The following is a 17,540-nucleotide window of genomic DNA, read 5'->3' as shown; positions in this document are numbered from 1 at the left end:
GGAGTCGACACCTCAGCGGTTCAAACGGGCGTCAAAAGCCGAGCTGGGCCGCCACCTGCAGCAGGAGCAGTTCCGATCCTGCTGGCCCCACAAGCTGGATCCCCATCGGCAGGCCAAGGGCTTGTTGCCCTCCGGTCCAGTACACGGGAATCGTGATCGCCGGCAGGCCGCAGACGTTCACCATGGAGGACCACGGCGCGAATTCGCACTGCCGGCGGTAATCGCCGTCGGCGTCCCCAGGCCACTCCGCGGCCGGCCACGGTTCGTCACCGTGAGTGGCGCCGGTAAACCAGCCCACGGGACGGGGCGTCTGCGCCAGGGCCGGCATCAGCATCAGGTCCCAGCTGCCGTACTGCGTGACGGTGTCGCGCTCGAATTGCCGAAGGAACGCCAGGGATTCATTGAGCTTGGCGGCGCTGCGCTGCTGGGCCCGGCGCCTGAAAGTGCGCGTCAGAGGGGCCAGAAGCGCTTCGCGGTGCGGACTGATCCGGGCAGTTCCGACGGCGGCGGTCCACGCCGTGGTGAAGGCGTCCGGGTAGCGGTTGTCATAGCGGATGGCGGCTTCACTGACGGCGTGCCCGGCATGCTCCAGCATGTCGACGCCCGCCTGCAACGCAGCCAAGGCCTCGGGCTCCGGTGTGAACGGGAAAGTGGTGGACCATGGGCTGTCCGGGGTCAGGCCGATGCGCAGCGGTCGCGGGTCGTGTGCCACAGCGCCGAGGTAACTGCTGTTAAAGGACGGAACCAGAGCATCCATCAGCAGGGCCGCGTCGGCTGCGCTGCGGGCCAAGGGCCCCGCCACCACCAGCCGGGCTGGATCGCCGGAACTCTCGCCGGAGGGCACCACGCCGCGGCCGGGTTTGAGGCCCACCAGGCCGCAGGCGGCGGCCGGGATGCGGACAGAACCGCCGCCGTCGGTCCCTGGCGCGAACGGCAGCAGGCCCGCGGCCACCGCGGCAGCGCTGCCGCCCGAGGAACCGCCGGAGCTCCGGCTCGGGGCACGCGGATTGCGCGACGGCGGCGCGATGCGGTTTTCGCTGTACGCCGTCAGTCCAAACTCCGGAACCTGCGTCTTGCCCAGTGAGACAACGCCGGCGGCCTTCAGGACTGTGGCCAGGGCGCCGTCGGCGGGCGCCGGTTTGTGGTCAAGCGCAGCGCTTCCGTGGGTGGTCACCACACCGGCGACGTCGGTCAGGTCCTTGAACGCCACTGGCATGCCATGCAGGGGCGGCAGGCGGTCCGCGCTGGCCCCGGCGGCCTCCGCGGAGTCGGTTCCGAAGTCTTTTCGGAACCGGGCGAACCGGGCATCGGCGGCGGCCGCGTCGGCCATCGCCTGTTCTGCGGTGACCGTGACAAAGGCGCCCAGCAGCGGATTCTGCTCCGCAATACGGGCCAGGAAATGAGCGGTGGCCTCCCGCGCTGAGAGCTCGCCGGCGCGTAGCGCATCCCGCAGTTGGACGGCGGTCAGTTCGTGGATGTCAACAGCGGAACCGGTTGTCTGCACAGCGGGCAAGGATCCTCCTACGGGTCATTTAGAAGCGTAACTTGTCCCTGGTTTCGGAAGCGGGGCGATCGGCTGGCGCTAGGCTGGAGGAAGACCCGTAATTCTCCGAAAAAGGACTCCCATGAGCGATTTCGATACCGTGCCCGTCAATGACGTCCCAGGCGACGCCGTGATCCTGGACGTCCGCGAAGACTACGAATGGGTAGCCGGACACGCTGAGGACGCTGTGCACATTCCCTTGGACCAGCTTCCGGCGCGGCTCGACGAACTGGACCCGGACCAGGACGTCTATGTCATCTGCCGCACGGGCGGGCGGTCCTTCCGCGCCGCGCAATGGCTCACCGGACAGGGGTATACGGCCATCAACGTGGCCGGCGGAATGGACCAGTGGCTCGAGTCCGGCAAGCCGCTTGTGTCCGATAACGGCCTCAAGCCCCTCGTTCTGTAGTTCAACCCGAATCGGTGTCCACCACCCAAGAGGAATTCATGCCCGCGACGCCCGTTACGTACACCTTCCTTGGGCCTGAGGGCACGTTCACCGAAGCGGCGCTGATGCAGGTTCCGGATGCCGCCCAAGCCACCCGCATTCCAGCCTCCAACGTCAACGCGGCGCTGGACATGGTCCGAGCCAGCTCTGCTGACGCGGCGATGGTCCCCATTGAGAATTCGGTGGAAGGCGGCGTCACCGCCACGCTTGACGCCATCGCCGGCGGGCAGGAACTCCGGATCATCCGGGAAGTCTTGGTTCCCATCAGCTTTGTCCTGGTGGCCCGGCCGGGCGTGGAGGTGGTGGATATCCGCCGGATCTCCACCCACGGCCACGCGTGGGCGCAGTGCCGTCTCTGGGTGGATAAGAATATTCCTGGCGCGGAATATGTTGCAGGCTCCTCCACCGCGGCGGCCGCAGTGGGGCTCCTGGGCGGCGAAGCCCTCTACGACGCCGCGATCTGTGCGCCAATAGTGGCACAGGAGCAGCCGGGGCTGAGCGTCCTGGCAGAGAACATCGGCGACAACCCGGGCGCCGTAACACGGTTCATCCTGGTGGGCAGGCCGGGAGCACTGCCCGAACGGACCGGTGCGGATAAGACCACAGTGGTAGTCCCGCTGCCGGAAGACCGTCCGGGTGCGCTGATGGAAATCCTGGACCAGTTCGCTACGAGGGGCGTGAACCTTAGCCGGATCGAATCCCGGCCGACAGGTCAGTACCTTGGCCACTACTTTTTCAGCATCGACGCCGACGGGCACATTGCGGACGCCCGTGTGGCTGATGCCTTGGCCGGGCTTCACCGCATCAGCCCGGCCACCCGCTTCCTGGGCTCCTATGGGCGGGCAGACGCCCAAAGCTCCAACGTCGCGCAACACACCTCTGACGAGGCATTCCGGGCCGCGCATGAATGGGTCGGGCAGATTTTGCAGGGGGAATGAACGCGGTTTGACGATGACCGACGCTTCGCCCACAGCGTAGGTCAAGGTACTTCCGCGGGATAGTTACTGTGCGTATGCTTGCTTGATCCACTTGGGGGATGGCCCCTAACGAAGGGAGCAGGTCATGAGTACCAGCAGCACAGACAATGACGGCCAGGGCATGATCGTTAATCCCAAACCCGCAGTCGACAATCAGGACTGGGACGGCGACGATGCGGACCGCGCTGACCGCCTGCGCTTCGAAGAGGAGCAGGCCATGATCCGCGAACAGTCCGAGGCGCGCGCCGCGAAGGCCGCCGCAGAGGCTGAAGCGGTCAAGAAGGCAACTGCCTGAGGCCAGGCCTGCTCTAGGCCGGCTGGCCTTTCACTCTTATCAGGAGGGACCGCGGCTCCACCCGGACGGTGAGCTTGGTGGCCAAACCGGATGTGTCGCCGTCGATTTGTGTGGGCATGGGCTCCGGGCACTTGATGACAATTCGCCCGGCCCGGTACATCGTCATAATGGGCAGGTTGCCCTTGTGCTTGAAGAGGATCTTCGCGTACATGGCCAGCCAGCCGATGGCGCTGCGGGGGCTCATGACCACCACGTCCAGCATGCCGTCGTCGATCATCGCTTCCGGGATGAAGTCGATTCCGCCCGGCACCAGCCCACAGTTGGCAAAAAGGACGCTGCGGATGTTCCGGACCTGCTCAGGCTTGTCATCCAGCGCGACTGATACTTTCCTTCGACGCCCAGGCAGGTGACGCATTCCGGCCTCGGTATATGCGAGCCAACCCACGGCTTTCTTCAGGCCAGCGTTGGTATCCGCAAGAATTTCGGCGTCCATGCCGATCCCGGCGATGACCAGGAACGTGTGTTCGGAGGAGTGTCCCGTGCGGGAGTTTTCGATCCCCATCCGCGCTGTGTCGATGTAGCGCTGCTGGCCGAACAGTGCGGTGTGGATGCTTGCGTGGAGGTCGTTGACGTCCAGGTGCACGTTGCGTGCCAGCAGGTTTCCGGTGCCCAGCGGGATGACTCCCATAGCCACATGCGTGTGTGCGAGCAACTCGGCCACCGCCCGGACGGTGCCGTCGCCGCCGCCCACTAGAACGACGTCGGCGTTGTAGTCCAGCGCCGCCCGCGCCTGGGAGTATCCGGGGTCCTCGGCGGTTGTTTCGAGGAAAAGCGGCTCGTCCCAGCCAGCCGTTATGCAGGCGCGCTGGATGGCTTCCTTCGCTTCCGGGGCACGTGCCTTCACGGGATTAAGGATGACCGCCACGCGTTGCTGGGTAAGGCCGGTTTCGTGTGCTTCCTCGTGGACCGCGCTGCGGACGTGCAGGGCTTTGAGCCTGCGGACGCCCCACCAGCTGGAGACGGCGAAGGCCAGCGCCGCCGCGCTCAGGACGTAAAGAAGCCAGTCGTTCATGGTGCTTCAACAGTAGCCCGGCCGCGGCGCCGCGATTCCCGCCGTCCGGCCGGGCAGTGTTGGTCCCGCCGGATTCGATACTCTTGTCTGGTGATCGACGTAAAAGACCTCAGCGAAAACCCGGACAAGTTCCGTGCCAGCCAGCGCGCCCGCGGCGCAGACGAATCAGTGGTGGACGCGATCATCGCCGCAGACTCCGCCAGGCGTGCGGCCCTGATCCGGTTCGAAAACCTCCGCGCCGAGCAGAACGTCTTCGGCAAGAAGGTGGCGCAGGCCAAGGGCGACGAGAAGAAGGCCCTGCTGGCCGAGGTCAAGGAACTGGCCAACACCGTGAAAGCCGCGTCGGCCGAAGCGGACGCTGCCCAGGCCAAGCAGGACGAACTGCTGCGCACTATCCCGAACCTTATTGAGGACGGTGTCCCCGAGGGCGGCGAGGACGACTACGTGGTGGTCAAGACCGTTGGCACGCCCCGCGAGTTCCCCGATTTCGAGCCCAAAGACCACCTGGAAATCGGTGAGCTGATCGGCGCGATCGACATGGAGCGCGGCGCGAAAGTGTCCGGCTCACGCTTCTACTTCCTGCGCGGCGTGGGTGCGCGCCTCGAGATGGCGTTGCTGCAGATGGCCATGGACCAGGCCATCGAGGCCGGCTTCGTTCCCATGATTACGCCTACCCTGGTGCGCCCCGAAACCATGCAGGGCACCGGCTTTGATGTAAAGCACGACGCCGAGATCTACCGCCTCGCCGAGGACGACCTTTACCTGGTGGGCACCTCCGAGGTTGCCCTGGCCGGCTACCACGCGGACGAGATCCTGGACCTGACGGCCGGCCCCATCCGGTTCGCCGGGCAGAGCTCCTGCTACCGCCGTGAGGCCGGCTCGCACGGCAAGGACACCCGCGGCATCATCCGCGTCCACCAGTTCAACAAGGTGGAGATGTTCGTCTACACCACGGTGGAAAAGGCCGCAGCCGAACACGAACGGCTGCTGGCCTGGGAAGAGGAGATGCTGGCCAAGTGCGAGCTTCCGTACCGGGTGATCGACACCGCTGCCGGCGACCTCGGAATGTCCGCGGCCCGCAAGTTCGACTGCGAAGCCTGGGTTCCCACCCAGGGTGCCTACCGTGAGCTCACGTCCACCTCGAACTGCACCACGTTCCAAGCGCGGCGCCTGAACATCCGCGAGCGTGTGGTCAACGACGAAGGCGTCGCCAAGGGCACCCGTGCCGTGGCAACGCTGAACGGCACGCTGGCCACCACCCGCTGGATCGTGGCCATCCTGGAGCACCACCAGAACGCCGACGGCTCGGTCAACGTCCCGGCCGGACTGCAGAAGTACCTGGGCGGCATGGAAGTCTTCCCCGTCCTCTAGCCTTCGCTGATCCGACGAGAAATCCCCGTCACGTGGTCCATTCCCCCGGCAACTCCAGGGGGATTAGGCCACGGGGCGGGGATTCTTGCGTGGTGATTCCGGCACCTTCGAGTTTCCGCCGCAATAAATCCGGGTCCGTTACCACCGTCCAGTCCCAGCGGACAATCGTGTAGCCGAGTGCCCGAAGCCGATCCTCGCGCTTTTTCTCCGCCAGGATGATCGCACGCGTGCTGCGGCCGCCCAGAAGTTCGTCGTCGAGGTACTTGGCGCCGCCGTCGAACTCCCCAATGACGCCGTAATCCGGCCAGAAAAAGTCTGTCCGCGCAATGAAACCTTCATGGTCGTAGAAGGAACGCTGCAGGAGCGGAGCCGGAAGCCCCAAAACGTGGATAAGTGCCCTGCTCCGGGACTCCCCGGCGGATTCCGACGCCGCGTCAGCCAGTTCGAGTACCTCCAGGATCCGACGGCGTTTGGCAGCTGACGAGAGACCGGCCGCCGCATGCTGCACGTCGACTCGGGTGAGGTCTTCGCCCTCTTTGCGCCGTTTCCCCAGCGCAGCGTCCATGATGGCGACGGATTCGGGAAGTTCCAGCCGGCCAACACAGTCCATGACCGTCTGAACCAGTGACGTCACCCTGAACCCACGAGTGCTGACGACGTCCGATTGCCAGTGATGCCGCGAGACTCCATAGCCGCGAACGTCCTCCAACCCGGTGCGGCTCGTCTTCGGATCCCTTGCGGCCCGGGTAGTGGACGGGAGTTTGCCCGCCTTGTGGGGTGATGGCGTGAGGATGTGGATGTAGTCCGGAACCCGGTCGAGCTCGGCCCTGCCGTAGGCGCGGCTCAAGCCACGGCTACTTCCCGTGAGGGCTCGTCTGTGGCTGGCGTGGATCAGGGCGGGAGGGGCAGGTTCCATGGTCCAATGCTCATCTGATCGCCACAGCCCGGCCAGACCCGTCTGCTCGAATGTGGATAAGTCCCAGCAATTCCCCTCTGGGTGGGCTTTTCCCCTGGTCACGCGGCGGGGAATTGACCGCGGGGCGGGGAATCTACGGCCGGCAGGCGGGCGGCAAGCGTGCCGAAGGTTAACACTCACACCGGGGATAACCTGTGAGTATTTACCGGGTGTTCATGGGCGCTGTGGCCTGCGTCCTATCAGGTGCCGGGGGTCTCTGGTCTACTGGATATATGACTACATTGACTGAAACCACAGTCGCTGGCATCGATGACCAGCGGATCGCAAGCGAAAACAGCATCACCAAGTTCATGATTGCCCTGGACGTGGACGGAACCTTGGTGGACCACGATGGCCACATGTCCGTGCCCGTCCGCGAGGCCGCCCAGGCCGTGGTGGCCGCAGGGCACGACGTCCTGATCGCCACCGGGCGCTCCCTGAACGCCACGCTGCCCATCATCGAGCAGATCGGCATCGACAGCGGCTACGCCGTCTGCTGCAACGGCGGCGTGACCCTGCGGCTGGACCCGGACCTGGCCGACGGCTACGAAATCATCCACAAGGCCACCTTCGATCCGGCTCCGGCGCTCCGGGCGTTGCGGGAGAAGCTGCCCACGGCAAAGTATGCGCTGGAGGACGAGGACGGCAACTTCCTGTCCACGGAACGCTTCCAGGACGCCAGCTTCGGCGTCGAGGCGATCGGCGTCGACTTCCAGACTCTGCTCGAAGCCACCGCCGTCCGCCTGGTGGTGTTCAGCACCGAAAACACGCCGGAGGAATTCTCTTCAACCATCAAGGAGATCGGCCTGGCCGGCGTCACCTACTCGGTCGGCTGGACCGCGTGGCTGGACATCGCTGCCGCCGGCGTCACCAAGGCCAGCGCGCTGGAACGGCTCCGCGGCCAGTTGGGGACTGAGCCCCACCGGACCGTGGCCATCGGCGACGGCCGGAACGACATCGAAATGCTGGGCTGGGCCGGGCGCGGAGTCGCCATGGGCCAGGCCCCGGAGGAAGTTATCTTCGCCGCGGATGAGGTCACTCATTCAGTGTTCGACGACGGCGCCGCGCACGTGCTGCGCAGCCTCCTGGCGTAGGGCTCACCCCGGGCGGCCCCCGGGTGGGTCTACTTCTGGTGGGGGTCTACTTCTCGTCCGGTCCGAGGTCCGGCCCGGACACAAAGCGGACGTCGCGGCTGGCACTGCCTTGGAGTTCCAATATGGCCAGGACGTTGCGGCCTTGCCTGATGAGCGGCCCCGGCACGTAGAGCGTGCGCTGCGGGCCGCGGCTCCAGTATCGGCCGAGGTTAAAGCCGTTGACGTAGGCGTTGCCCTTCGTCCAGCCGTCCAGGCGCAGGTACCTGTCGCCCGGGCCGTCCGCCTCGAACGCCGCGAACGACAGGGACGGCCCGGCCACCCCACCGACTCCGTCCAGGTCCACGGCCAACGCCCCGAACGGACCCGCGACGTCAAGGTCCAGATTCTCCAGATCCAAGGCCCGGATCTGCCAGCCGGTGAGCTCCTCGCCGTCCAGCTCGGTCGGTCCGATCAATCCCTTGGACTCGCCGATCCGCGGTCCGTAATTCACCTGGCCCTGGTCTTCCACCAGGACCTGCAGCAGCCCGCCGCTGGGGATCACGATGGCACGCTCGCCCAGTTCGCGGCTGACCGTGCCGAGAGGGAGCCCGTCGAGGAAGAACTGTGCCCGGTCGCGGACCTCCGCGAAAGCCAGCACACCGCCGCGGTCCAGGGTGCGCTCGTAGAGGCAGAAACCGCGGTACTGTCCGGTGACTTCGGAAGTCGGCACCGGCCCTGCAACCTTCAGGGCGGAACCGAGCCCATCCACCGCGCTGAGCAGCGGGACACTCGAGTGAACGGTGACCGCTGACTCCAGCTGTAGCGGCCGTGGTGCCGGAACCTCGGAGGGAACAGGACCCGCACCCGGTGGGGGCGCGGCTGACCATTCCCTGGATCGGCACGCGCGGCGCTGCCGACGACGGCGACTATGCCGCCGTCGTCGTCCTCGCCGGTGCGGGAGGTACGGAAGCCGCTGCCGGCGTCCGGTTTGTCCCCGCCCACGGCGGCCCCGGTGAGGGCGGCGGACAGATCGAGTTCGCGGATGGCACCTCGATACCCCTCTCCCGGATTTGGCGTGCCCAATTCGACGCGTAGCTGCGCATTCGACGCTTCCTCCCGTCTTGTGTGCAGCGAGCCATCGAATCGGGCGCGCATTGGGCTGCACTAGGCTCGCGGGATGAGCCGAACCGAAGAGCGCGCACGTTTCCTGGCAGCCTACGACGACAACCTCCGCACCGACGCCGAGACCCCGAGCGCCCTCAAGGTGACCCAGCACGGACCCTTGCGCTTGGTGACGTTCATGAAGGGGCGGGGCTTCGTCAAATACAGGGATCTGGGCGATGGGGATGCGCACGCCATTACGCGGCTCGTCGCCGAGGCCATCGCCTACTTCCGCGCAGAACCTGCCATCAACAGGGTCGAATGGAAAGCCCGCGGGCATGACCACGCTCCGGGTGTGCATGAGGCTCTCATTGAAAGCGGCTATCGGGGCCGTGCTCGAGCCTTACGGCATCGCCGCCCTGACTGACGTGCCGCCGTCGCAACTGCAGGGCACGGTGCAGGACACGGAAAGGTTCCTGCCCGGATTTTCGGCCCTGCGTGACGGCCTGGCAGACGCCGATCCGGCTGCCGCCTTCGAAGCGCTGGACGGTTTCCTCACGTCCCGGCTCCATGGCGGCGTGGGGCAACGTCCGTACGTGGACGAGCGCACGCGGGAGGCGGTGGCGCTGTTGGCCGAGGACGACATCCCGGTGGCCGACCTCGCCCGCCGCTTGGGCACCAGCCCGTCCACCCTGCAGCGGATCATGATCCGCGACTGCGGAATCACGCCCAAGAGTTACGCCGACGTGTGCCGTTTCTACCGCTTCGTCAACGCCGCGGCCCAACTGCCTGCCGGCAGTTCAAGCGGCGCGGAGCTCCTGGCCCTGGCCGATTACTACGACCAGCCCCACCTGATCCGCACCTTCCGGCGCTTCAGCGGATTCACGCCCTCGGAGTACCTCCGCCTCATCCGCCGGCACGGCCCCGAGTACGCCACCTTCGTTCCGTTGGAAACCCCGACGGCGGTCCGCTGAGCGGGTGCCCATCCTGCGGCCGCGCGGTGCGGCTTTTCTACAAGACAGTGCGGGTGGCCTGGCATAGGCTCCACCCGTAGGCGCCGTCGGACGGCGTCTGCGGGAAGGGGACTGCCGTGGAACTGGACATCAACTGGCTGGCCGTACTGCTGGCCGCGCTGGCGGGCTTCATCGTGGGAGGGCTCTGGTACTCGGTACTCTTCGCGAAGGTATGGCAGCGCGAGGCCGGCGTGACGGATGAGCAGCTGAAGCACGGAACGGTGCGGGTGTTTGTCGGATCGTTCCTGCTCGCAGGGGTGATGGCCCTAGTGCTTGCTGCCTTCATCGGCAACGGCGGTGCAGGATTCGGTGCCCTGGCCGGGCTGGCCACCGGCGCTGCCTGGGTGGCGGCAGCCTTGGGCGTCAACTACCTCTTCGAACGCCGCAGCCTGACGCTGTTCGCCATCAACGCCAGCTACAACATCGCGACGTTCACAGCCATGGGGTCGATCATCGGCGCCTTGCAGTAGCGGCGACGCGAACCAGCTGTGTTCAGCGCACCTCGAGGATGAGCGCCAGCAACCGTGCGGCGGCAGGGCGGGCAGCGTATTCCTCGTTCCACTGGGACCTGGCCACTGCCTTGCTGACGGCCTGCGTGGTGATGCCGAGTTCCTGGGCCACGGCTTTCTGCTGTCCACGGACACCTGGCGTCATGAGGTCCAGGACGCGCCATTCAGCCCCGGATCTGTCCCGCACAATGTGGCCTAAGAGCCGGAGCACGGCCTCGGCTTCGTGGGCGATTTCGGCCAGCGGTCCTTCTACGGCAACCGGGATGCGTTCTTTGCTGTTTCGGAGCCGGTCCACCGCCCGCCGGGCGTAGATCAGGCCGTGGCCGGAGGCATCCTTGATCTGGTTGGGCAGTGGTTCGTTGACCGGCCCGACGCCGAGGCCCACGTACCAGGAACCGCAGCGCAGGGCGATCAGGGCAGCCTCTACGGCCTGGTGCGGGCAGTCCAGAATGCCCTGGACTTCGTCCTCCACCGACCGGTCGAAATCCAGGCGCGCCGGTATGTGCCGCAGGTCCTTCAGCAGCTGAGGGACGCGGTCGCCGTCGCGGCGGCTGTCGGTCTGGTTGATGGTCAACGTGAACATGTGGATCACAGACTACCGGTTAGTAGTTGGCCCAAGGCAAGTCGGCGACGGATACCGATTCAGGCAAGGTCAAGCCTCGTGGCCGAGCTGATCTGAACCGGATGAAGCGCCTGCAGCCCGGGAGATCCTTCCCTGCCTAAAGGTTGTGCCGCGTACCAATAGGTGTTGCGATGGAGGCTCAGCTGCCAACGGCAGCGCGCAGCTACGTGAGGATGGTCATGGCCGGCAGCATGGGGCAGGACGACTTGGGGCAGGAAACACTGGACCTTGTGGACCGGTGGTGGCGGGCCGCAAACTACGTTTCCGTGGGACAGATTTATTTGCGCTCAAATCCGCTGCTGCGGGAGCCCCTAGCTGCGGACCACACCAAATCCAGGCTCTTGGGCCACTGGGGCACTACCCCCGGGTTGAACTTTGTCTACGCACACCTGAACCGCGTGATCCGCCGGGACTCGCAGGAGATGCTCTTCGTTGCCGGCCCTGGCCATGGCGGTCCTGCTGTTGTGGCGAACGCCTGGCTTGAGGGCACGTACTCGGAGATCTACGGCCAGGTGGGCCCCGACGAAGCTGGAATGGCCGAACTCTTCCGCCAGTTTTCCTACCCCGGCGGCATTCCCAGCCACGCGGCGCCGGAAACCCCCGGGTCCATCAGCGAGGGCGGCGAACTCGGTTACGCGCTGGCCCACGCCTACGGGTCCGTGTTCGACAACCCCCAACTGATCACCGCCGTCGTGATCGGCGACGGCGAGGCCGAAACGGGGCCGCTCGCGGCGAGCTGGCACTCGCACAACTTCCTGGATCCGGCCGCGGATGGTGCCGTGCTGCCCATCCTGCACCTGAACGGCTACAAGATCGCCAACCCCACCATCCTGGCGCGCATGCCGCAGGAACAGCTGGAGCAGCTGCTGCGCGGTTACGGACACGAGCCGTACTTCGTGACCGTCCAGGACCCGGACAACACGGAGCAGGCGCACCGGGACTTCGCGGCCGCCGTCGACAACTGCCTGGCCGGGATCCGCGCCATCCAGGACTCCCGCCGGGGCGGGGCGGAGGCCAGCCGCGCCGCACCGCACTGGCCCATGATTGTGCTGCGCTCGCCCAAGGGATGGACGGGACCGCGGGTTGTGGACGGGCTCCAGGTGGAGGGCACCTGGCGGAGCCACCAGGTCCCGCTGGCCGAAGTCCGCACCAACGGCGCACACCTCAAGCAGCTGGAAGCTTGGCTGAAGTCGTACCGCCCGGAGGAGCTGTTCGACGCCGAGGGCCGGCTCCGGCCCGACGTAGCCACGAATGCGCCTAGCGGGAACCTCCGGATGAGCGCCAGTCCGCACGCCAACGGCGGACTCCTTCGCGCACCTTTGAAGCTGCCCGCGTACGCCGCCCACGCCGTCGACGTTGCGGAGCCGGGTACCGAACGGATCAGCCCCATGATCACCCTGGGCTCGTGGATGCGTGACGTCATCTCGCTGAACATGGAGAACTTCCGCCTCTTCGGGCCGGATGAAACGGCATCCAACCGGCTTCAGGCCGTCTACGAAGTGACCGACAAGGTGTGGCAGTACCGGATTGACGACGTCGACCAGCACCTCGCCCGGTCCGGCCGGGTTCTTGAGGTGCTCAGCGAACACCTGTGCCAGGGCTGGCTGGAAGGCTACCTGCTGTCCGGCCGGCACGGGGTGTTCAGCTGTTACGAGGCCTTCATCCACATCGTGGATTCCATGTTCAACCAGCACGCCAAGTGGCTCAAGGTCCACCGCAAGCTCCCGTGGCGCCAACCCGTGGCGTCGCTGAACTACCTGCTCTCGTCCCACGTGTGGCAGCAGGACCACAACGGGTTTTCGCACCAGGATCCCGGCTTCATCGATCACGCTGTGAACAAAAAAGCCGAGGTCATCCGCGTGTACCTGCCGCCGGACGTGAACACGCTGCTCTCGGTCATGGAGCACTGCCTGGCATCCACCGATTATGTGAACATTGTGGTCAGCGGCAAGCAGCCATCGCCCACGTGGCTTGGCCCGGCCGACGCCGCGAACCACTGCCGCCGCGGCCTGGGCATCTGGGAGTTCGCCGGGTCAGAGGTGCCGGGGGAGGACCCGGATGTTGTCCTGGCGTGCGCCGGGGACGTTCCGACCGTGGAAACGGTGGCCGCGGCCGAACTGCTGAAGCGGGGTGTCCCGGGGCTCAAGGTGCGCGTGGTGAACGTCGTTGATCTGATGCGGCTCCAGGACGCGAGTGAGCACCCGCACGGCCTTCCGGCGTCGGACTTTGACGGCATCTTTACCCCGAACAAACCGATCATCTTCGCCTATCACGGCTATCCGTCGCTGATCCACCGGCTGGCGTACCGCCGCACCAACCAGGACGGCCTGCACGTGCGCGGCTACAAGGAAGAGGGGACTACCACCACGCCGTTCGACATGGCCATGCTTAACGGGATCGACCGCTTCCAGCTGGCCATCGACGCGATTGACCGCGTGCCCGGTCTGGCCGGAAAGCACTCGCTGCTGCGGCAGAGGCTCCAGGACCGCCGAATCCAGGCCCGCGAGCACACCCGCACACACGGCGAGGACCCGGAGGAGATCCGGGACTGGGTGCTGAACGCCTGAATAATGCAACGCGGGGTCACCTACAGCCGGTCCGGATGTCCGGGATGGGCGCGAAGTGACCCCACGTTGCAGCCAGCCGACGCTTACATCGAGCGGTACTCGAGCGCGCCGGGAATCCCGCCTGTCTCACCCAGGCTGTCGCCGCGGGCGAACGCGGACCACAGCCGGCGCATCTCACGGCCCACGGCGTCGATCTCGTCCCAGGTTGCGCCCTTGAGGAGCCCGGCGGCGGCCCAGGTCTGCTGGTTTCCGAAGAGCAGCGGCAGGTCAACGGTGTGGGCGGCCCGGTAGAAGTTTCCCGGTGCACCCCAGGACAGCAGGTAGCTGTAGGCCTTGCCTCCGGCGCGGGCGTGGCGGCGGGCGAACTTGCGGGCTGCCCGGCCGTAGACGGCCTCCGTCACCGCCCAGTTGATGGCCCGCACGGCGGCGTTGCCCAGCAGGGGAACCTGGCCCAGCCGGCTGACCACGGGACTGCGGGGCAGGAACAGCCGGGCCTCGTCGGAGGTGTGCCCGATCAGCACTTCGATGCCCGGTGCCGTGGCGTTCCAGGCGGCCTCAACGCGTGATTCCGGCGGCAGCGGGGCGTGCCCGTACTGGGTGCCAAACGGCATGGCCGCCATCAGGCCGTATTTCCGGGCCACCTGCGAGACATGGTCTTCGATGTCCACAACGTCCAGCATCGGGGTGTCTTCCGTGACGGCTTCGGCCGCGATGCCCATGGCACGGCTCATCTTGTGCCGGCCGCGGGTGATCCCCAACGGGGCGCTCTGGATGATGGCCCGCTGGAACAGGGCCGGCGCCTCCGGAGTGGCCATGAGGTGGACTACGGAGTCGCCGCCCGCCGACTGCCCGAACGCGGTGACGCGCCCCGGGTCACCGCCGAAGGCCGCGATGTTGCGCTGCACCCACCGGAACGCTTCCAACTGGTCCAGCAGGCCGAGGTTCGCTGGCCGGCCGGTGCCGGTGGCCAGGTAGCCGAACAGGCCCAGCCGGTAGGTCACGGACACCACGATGACCCGGTTCTCGGATACCAGTGACTTGGCGTCAAAAATCGCCAAGTCACCGGAGCCGGACGTGTAGGAGCCGCCGTGCAGCCACACCATGACCGGGACCTCCTCGCCGTCGGCAAGCCCGTCCGGAACGGTGATCGACAGGCGCTGGCAGTCTTCACTTCCGGGGAGCTCGCCATACCGGGTGCCCAGGACGTCGTCCAGGAACGGAACCGGGCCCTGTGGGCAGGCCGGTGCGAGCGTGGTGGCGGCGAAGTGCGCAGTCCAGCCGGCAGCGGCCACGGGAGGTTGGAAACGGCCCGCGGTGGCGTAGGGGATGCCGGTGGCACGCACCACCTCACCGTCCCGAAAACCGGTGATGGGCCCGCACGGAGGATTAAACGAAGGCTCGGAACTCACAGGGCAACGATTCCACAGTTTCCTGACAGGGGGAGCGTCCAACAACCCACCAACGCGCGAACGAACACTTGAGGCCCCGGAATCCGCGGATTCCAGGGCCTCAAGTGTTCGTTCGCGCTAGGAGCGCGCCGGCGTTGGGATTAGTGCGCGGCCGGCACGTAACGCTTGATGGAGGCTTCCAGCTCGGCCTCGGCGGCGGCGCGGTCGCCCCAGCCCTCAGCCTTGACCCACTTGCCCGGCTCCAGGTCCTTGTAACGGGTGAAGAAGTGCTCGATTTCCTTGATCAGGAATTCGCTGACATCGCTGATTTCCTGGATGTGGTCAAAGCGGGCGTCAACCGGGACGCAGAGGACCTTGGCGTCTCCGCCGCCGTCGTCGGTCATGTTGAAAACGCCGATGGGGCGGGACTCGACGATGACGCCAGGGTGCAGATCGAAGTCCTGCAGGAGCACCAGTGCATCCAGCGGATCGCCGTCTTCGCCCAGCGTGTTCTCGAAGAACCCGTAGTGCGTGGGGTACTGCATGGAGGTGAAGAGGACGCGGTCCAGGCGGACGCGGCCGGTCTCGTGGTCAACTTCGTACTTGACTCGTGATCCCTTGGGGATCTCGATGGTCACGTCGTGCTTCATGGAATGCTCCTCGGCAATTGCAGGGGGTTCGCGGCACAGGAGACGAACAACAAAAAGGAGTGTCCGTGCCGCCGACTACTATTGAGGATATAGCGAGAGGCCCAGGTTTCAGGAACTTGCGGGGAAATTTCAGGACTTGAGGACCAGCACCAACATGAAGGAAACATCGGACCCCGCAGGGTTAAGGGCGGCGTTCCGGCGCACGGTTGAGCGCGGGCTGCAGGCCTGGCCCACCGCGCTGCTCTTGGCCGTGATCGTCATCCTGGCACTCCCCGCCGTATGGCTGGTTGCCCCAGCCTTCGTCGTCCCGCCGCCGGCAGCCGCCCCAGTGGTGCCCGCCTGGCAGCAGCTCCCGGCCACGCTTTCCGCCCGGCAGGGCCTGGCTCCGCTAACGGAGTCCGCGCCAGTCCCGCTGCCCTCCGCGGTGGCCGCGCAGTTGGACGCCGTGTTAAAGCCCGACGGCGACGGCAGCTTCACAGGGCTGGTCCAGGATGCGCTCACTGGCCAGGTCCTGTTTGACCGCGGCGGTTCGGAGAGCCGGGTTCCGGCCTCCAATATGAAGCTGCTCACCGCGGTGGCCGCCCTCCGGGCGATCGGGCCGGAGCACCGTTTCAGCACAAAGGTTGTAGCCGGGCCCGCCAGCAATAACGTGGTGCTGACCGGCGGCGGCGATGTTCTCCTGGGCGCCGGGGAATCCGCGCCCAACCAGGTGATGGGCCACGCCGGGCTCGCCACCCTGGCCACTGCCACCGTGCAGGCACTCCAGGCCACAGGAACAAACGGCGAGCTGAAGGTCCTGGTGGACGACTCCCTATTCAGCGGCGCCGCACTGAACCCCGCCTGGGCTGACGGGGACGTTGCGGCGGGCGAGGTTGCCCCGCTGTACCCGCTGGCGCTGAACTCGGCCCGCTTTGACCCGGCCGTGACCACCGGCCCGCGCCCCCAGGACTCGGCAATCACCGCCGCGGAGGCGTTTGCCGCGCAGCTCCAGGCGGCAGGCGCCGCTGCGGGACTCACGGTAGCGGCCGGCGTCGAACGTTACACCGCGCCCTCGGGCGATGCGCCCCCCGCAGCAGAGCCTGCGGTCCTGGCCGAAGTCCAATCCGCCACGGTGGGCCAGCAGGTGGATCTGATGCTGCAGACCTCGGACAACTACCTGGCGGAGGTCCTGGGCCGGATGGCTGCGTCGGTGGCCGGGGAGCCCGCCGGCAACGACGGCGCCACCTCAGCAGTCCGCACCCAACTCGTGGCCCTGGGGATCCCCACGGACGCGATGCGGCTGGCGGATGTGTCAGGGCTGGCGTTGGCGAACCAGGTCTCTGCCCGCCAGTTCGCGGAAGTGGTGCGTGCCATCACCTCCGGTACCGACACCAGGTTGCTGGCTGCGCTGGATGGATTTCCGGTCGCGGGGCTGACCGGAACGCTGGACAGCCGGTACGGGGATGGCACCACGGCCCGCGGTGCCGGCCTGGTGCGGGCCAAGACCGGGACCTTGAACTCGGTGATCGCACTCAGCGGGTACGTGGTGGACGCAGACGGGCGGCTCCTGGTGTTCTCCTTCATCGGCAACGGCCTGACGCCGGGCGCGGCCGGGAACCGGGAAGCCCTGGACCGGGCCGCCACGTCGCTCGCCGCCTGCGGCTGCCGTTAGGAAGTCGCCACGTAGCCGCTAGCTGCGGGGTCCGGGGGACAGAGGAGCGATGGGACGGTACAGGATCATGGGGTTCTCCTCGGTGCGGGCGGTTGGTTGACGGGCAGGCGGTGCGGGCTGAGCGGGCAATAGCGGTCCTGCCCCGCATTAGCGGTGCGGGCCAGCACCGTTCGTGCGGGGTGGGACCGCTGTTGGCCTCGGTGTGTTGGATTTCGTGTCTTGGGACGGCTAATGGGTTCCGCTGTCACTAGTGTGCCCGCGCCTGTTAGCAAGGCGCTTTCGGCATCCTGTTCGCCGGCTGTGCC

18 protein-coding genes are annotated in these 17,540 nt (G+C 66.6%); 11 read left to right on the top strand and 7 right to left on the bottom strand.

Annotated features, from left to right (window positions below; genetic code table 11):
- Positions 1–31 precede the first annotated feature (31 nt).
- Entirely contained in the window at positions 32–1,504 is a 1,473-nt protein-coding gene (locus tag ACZY0Q_RS16005; protein ID WP_463918678.1) for an amidase, read from the bottom strand.
- Positions 1,505–1,625: 121 nt separating this feature from the next.
- Here ACZY0Q_RS16005 and ACZY0Q_RS16000 point away from each other — a divergent pair, with 121 nt between their 5' ends.
- The 3 genes from ACZY0Q_RS16000 to ACZY0Q_RS15990 all read left to right on the top strand — a co-directional run bounded on the left by ACZY0Q_RS16000 (position 1,626) and on the right by ACZY0Q_RS15990 (position 3,263).
- Positions 1,626–1,952: a rhodanese-like domain-containing protein gene (locus ACZY0Q_RS16000; protein WP_463918318.1), complete on the top strand. Its 327-nt coding sequence runs from the start codon at positions 1,626–1,628 to the stop codon at positions 1,950–1,952.
- Positions 1,953–1,990: 38 nt separating this feature from the next.
- On the top strand, positions 1,991–2,929 hold the full coding sequence (gene pheA / locus ACZY0Q_RS15995; RefSeq protein ID WP_463918677.1) for a prephenate dehydratase: 939 nt from the start codon (positions 1,991–1,993) through the stop codon (positions 2,927–2,929).
- A gap of 124 nt (positions 2,930–3,053) precedes the next feature.
- Complete coding sequence (locus tag ACZY0Q_RS15990) at positions 3,054–3,263, top strand: hypothetical protein (protein ID WP_463918317.1); 210 nt, start codon at positions 3,054–3,056, stop codon at positions 3,261–3,263.
- Positions 3,264–3,276: 13 nt separating this feature from the next.
- On the opposite strand, the gene ACZY0Q_RS15985 is transcribed toward ACZY0Q_RS15990, so the two are convergent.
- Positions 3,277–4,335, bottom strand: coding sequence for a diacylglycerol/lipid kinase family protein (locus ACZY0Q_RS15985; RefSeq protein WP_463918316.1), 1,059 nt, complete (start codon positions 4,333–4,335; stop codon positions 3,277–3,279).
- Positions 4,336–4,425: 90 nt separating this feature from the next.
- On the opposite strand from ACZY0Q_RS15985, the gene serS reads away from it, so the two are divergent.
- The gene (gene serS / locus ACZY0Q_RS15980; RefSeq protein WP_463918314.1) at positions 4,426–5,706 is read left to right on the top strand and encodes a serine--tRNA ligase; all 1,281 of its coding nucleotides are present in this window, start codon (positions 4,426–4,428) and stop codon (positions 5,704–5,706) included.
- Between the two features lie 28 nt (positions 5,707–5,734).
- On the opposite strand, the gene ACZY0Q_RS15975 is transcribed toward serS, so the two are convergent.
- A complete protein-coding gene (locus ACZY0Q_RS15975; protein WP_463918312.1) occupies positions 5,735–6,622 on the bottom strand; it encodes a hypothetical protein in 888 nt (295 codons plus the stop codon).
- 272 nt (positions 6,623–6,894) lie between these two features.
- On the opposite strand from ACZY0Q_RS15975, the gene ACZY0Q_RS15970 reads away from it, so the two are divergent.
- Entirely contained in the window at positions 6,895–7,755 is an 861-nt protein-coding gene (locus ACZY0Q_RS15970; protein WP_463918311.1) for an HAD family hydrolase, read from the top strand.
- Between the two features lie 46 nt (positions 7,756–7,801).
- On the opposite strand, the gene ACZY0Q_RS15965 is transcribed toward ACZY0Q_RS15970, so the two are convergent.
- Positions 7,802–8,464 carry a hypothetical protein gene (locus ACZY0Q_RS15965; RefSeq protein WP_463918310.1) on the bottom strand — a complete coding sequence of 221 codons (663 nt, stop codon included), beginning with the start codon at positions 8,462–8,464 and terminating at the stop codon, positions 7,802–7,804.
- Positions 8,465–8,562: 98 nt separating this feature from the next.
- Between ACZY0Q_RS15965 and ACZY0Q_RS15960 the strand changes: the two genes are divergently transcribed.
- From ACZY0Q_RS15960 to ACZY0Q_RS15945, 4 genes are all read left to right on the top strand, one after another.
- Entirely contained in the window at positions 8,563–8,829 is a 267-nt protein-coding gene (locus tag ACZY0Q_RS15960) for a hypothetical protein (protein WP_463918308.1), read from the top strand.
- Positions 8,830–8,911: 82 nt separating this feature from the next.
- A complete protein-coding gene (locus ACZY0Q_RS15955; RefSeq protein WP_463918307.1) occupies positions 8,912–9,262 on the top strand; it encodes a hypothetical protein in 351 nt (116 codons plus the stop codon).
- Complete coding sequence (locus ACZY0Q_RS15950; RefSeq protein WP_463918306.1) at positions 9,207–9,809, top strand: helix-turn-helix domain-containing protein; 603 nt, start codon at positions 9,207–9,209, stop codon at positions 9,807–9,809. Before ACZY0Q_RS15955 ends, ACZY0Q_RS15950 begins: the two co-directional genes overlap by 56 nt.
- A 116-nt stretch (positions 9,810–9,925) precedes the next feature.
- Complete coding sequence (locus ACZY0Q_RS15945; protein WP_463918304.1) at positions 9,926–10,318, top strand: DUF1761 domain-containing protein; 393 nt, start codon at positions 9,926–9,928, stop codon at positions 10,316–10,318.
- A gap of 22 nt (positions 10,319–10,340) precedes the next feature.
- On the opposite strand, the gene ACZY0Q_RS15940 is transcribed toward ACZY0Q_RS15945, so the two are convergent.
- A complete protein-coding gene (locus tag ACZY0Q_RS15940; protein ID WP_463918302.1) occupies positions 10,341–10,940 on the bottom strand; it encodes a hypothetical protein in 600 nt (199 codons plus the stop codon).
- A gap of 218 nt (positions 10,941–11,158) precedes the next feature.
- Here ACZY0Q_RS15940 and ACZY0Q_RS15935 point away from each other — a divergent pair, with 218 nt between their 5' ends.
- Positions 11,159–13,546: a phosphoketolase family protein gene (locus ACZY0Q_RS15935; protein ID WP_463918676.1), complete on the top strand. Its 2,388-nt coding sequence runs from the start codon at positions 11,159–11,161 to the stop codon at positions 13,544–13,546.
- 83 nt (positions 13,547–13,629) lie between these two features.
- Here ACZY0Q_RS15935 and ACZY0Q_RS15930 read toward each other — a convergent pair whose 3' ends face one another.
- Together ACZY0Q_RS15930 and ACZY0Q_RS15925 are read right to left on the bottom strand one after the other, a co-directional pair.
- Complete coding sequence (locus tag ACZY0Q_RS15930; protein WP_463918301.1) at positions 13,630–14,955, bottom strand: carboxylesterase family protein; 1,326 nt, start codon at positions 14,953–14,955, stop codon at positions 13,630–13,632.
- A 140-nt stretch (positions 14,956–15,095) separates the two neighbouring features.
- Positions 15,096–15,584, bottom strand: a complete 489-nt coding sequence (locus tag ACZY0Q_RS15925) for an inorganic diphosphatase (RefSeq protein ID WP_056347687.1) — start codon at positions 15,582–15,584, stop codon at positions 15,096–15,098.
- Between the two features lie 154 nt (positions 15,585–15,738).
- Between ACZY0Q_RS15925 and dacB the strand changes: the two genes are divergently transcribed.
- Complete coding sequence (gene dacB, locus ACZY0Q_RS15920; RefSeq protein ID WP_463918299.1) at positions 15,739–17,235, top strand: D-alanyl-D-alanine carboxypeptidase/D-alanyl-D-alanine endopeptidase; 1,497 nt, start codon at positions 15,739–15,741, stop codon at positions 17,233–17,235.
- The last annotated feature ends 305 nt before the right edge of the window (positions 17,236–17,540 follow it).

The organism is Pseudarthrobacter lactosi (assembly GCF_055412785.1).
This window is presented reverse-complemented; position numbering and strand designations above follow the sequence as displayed.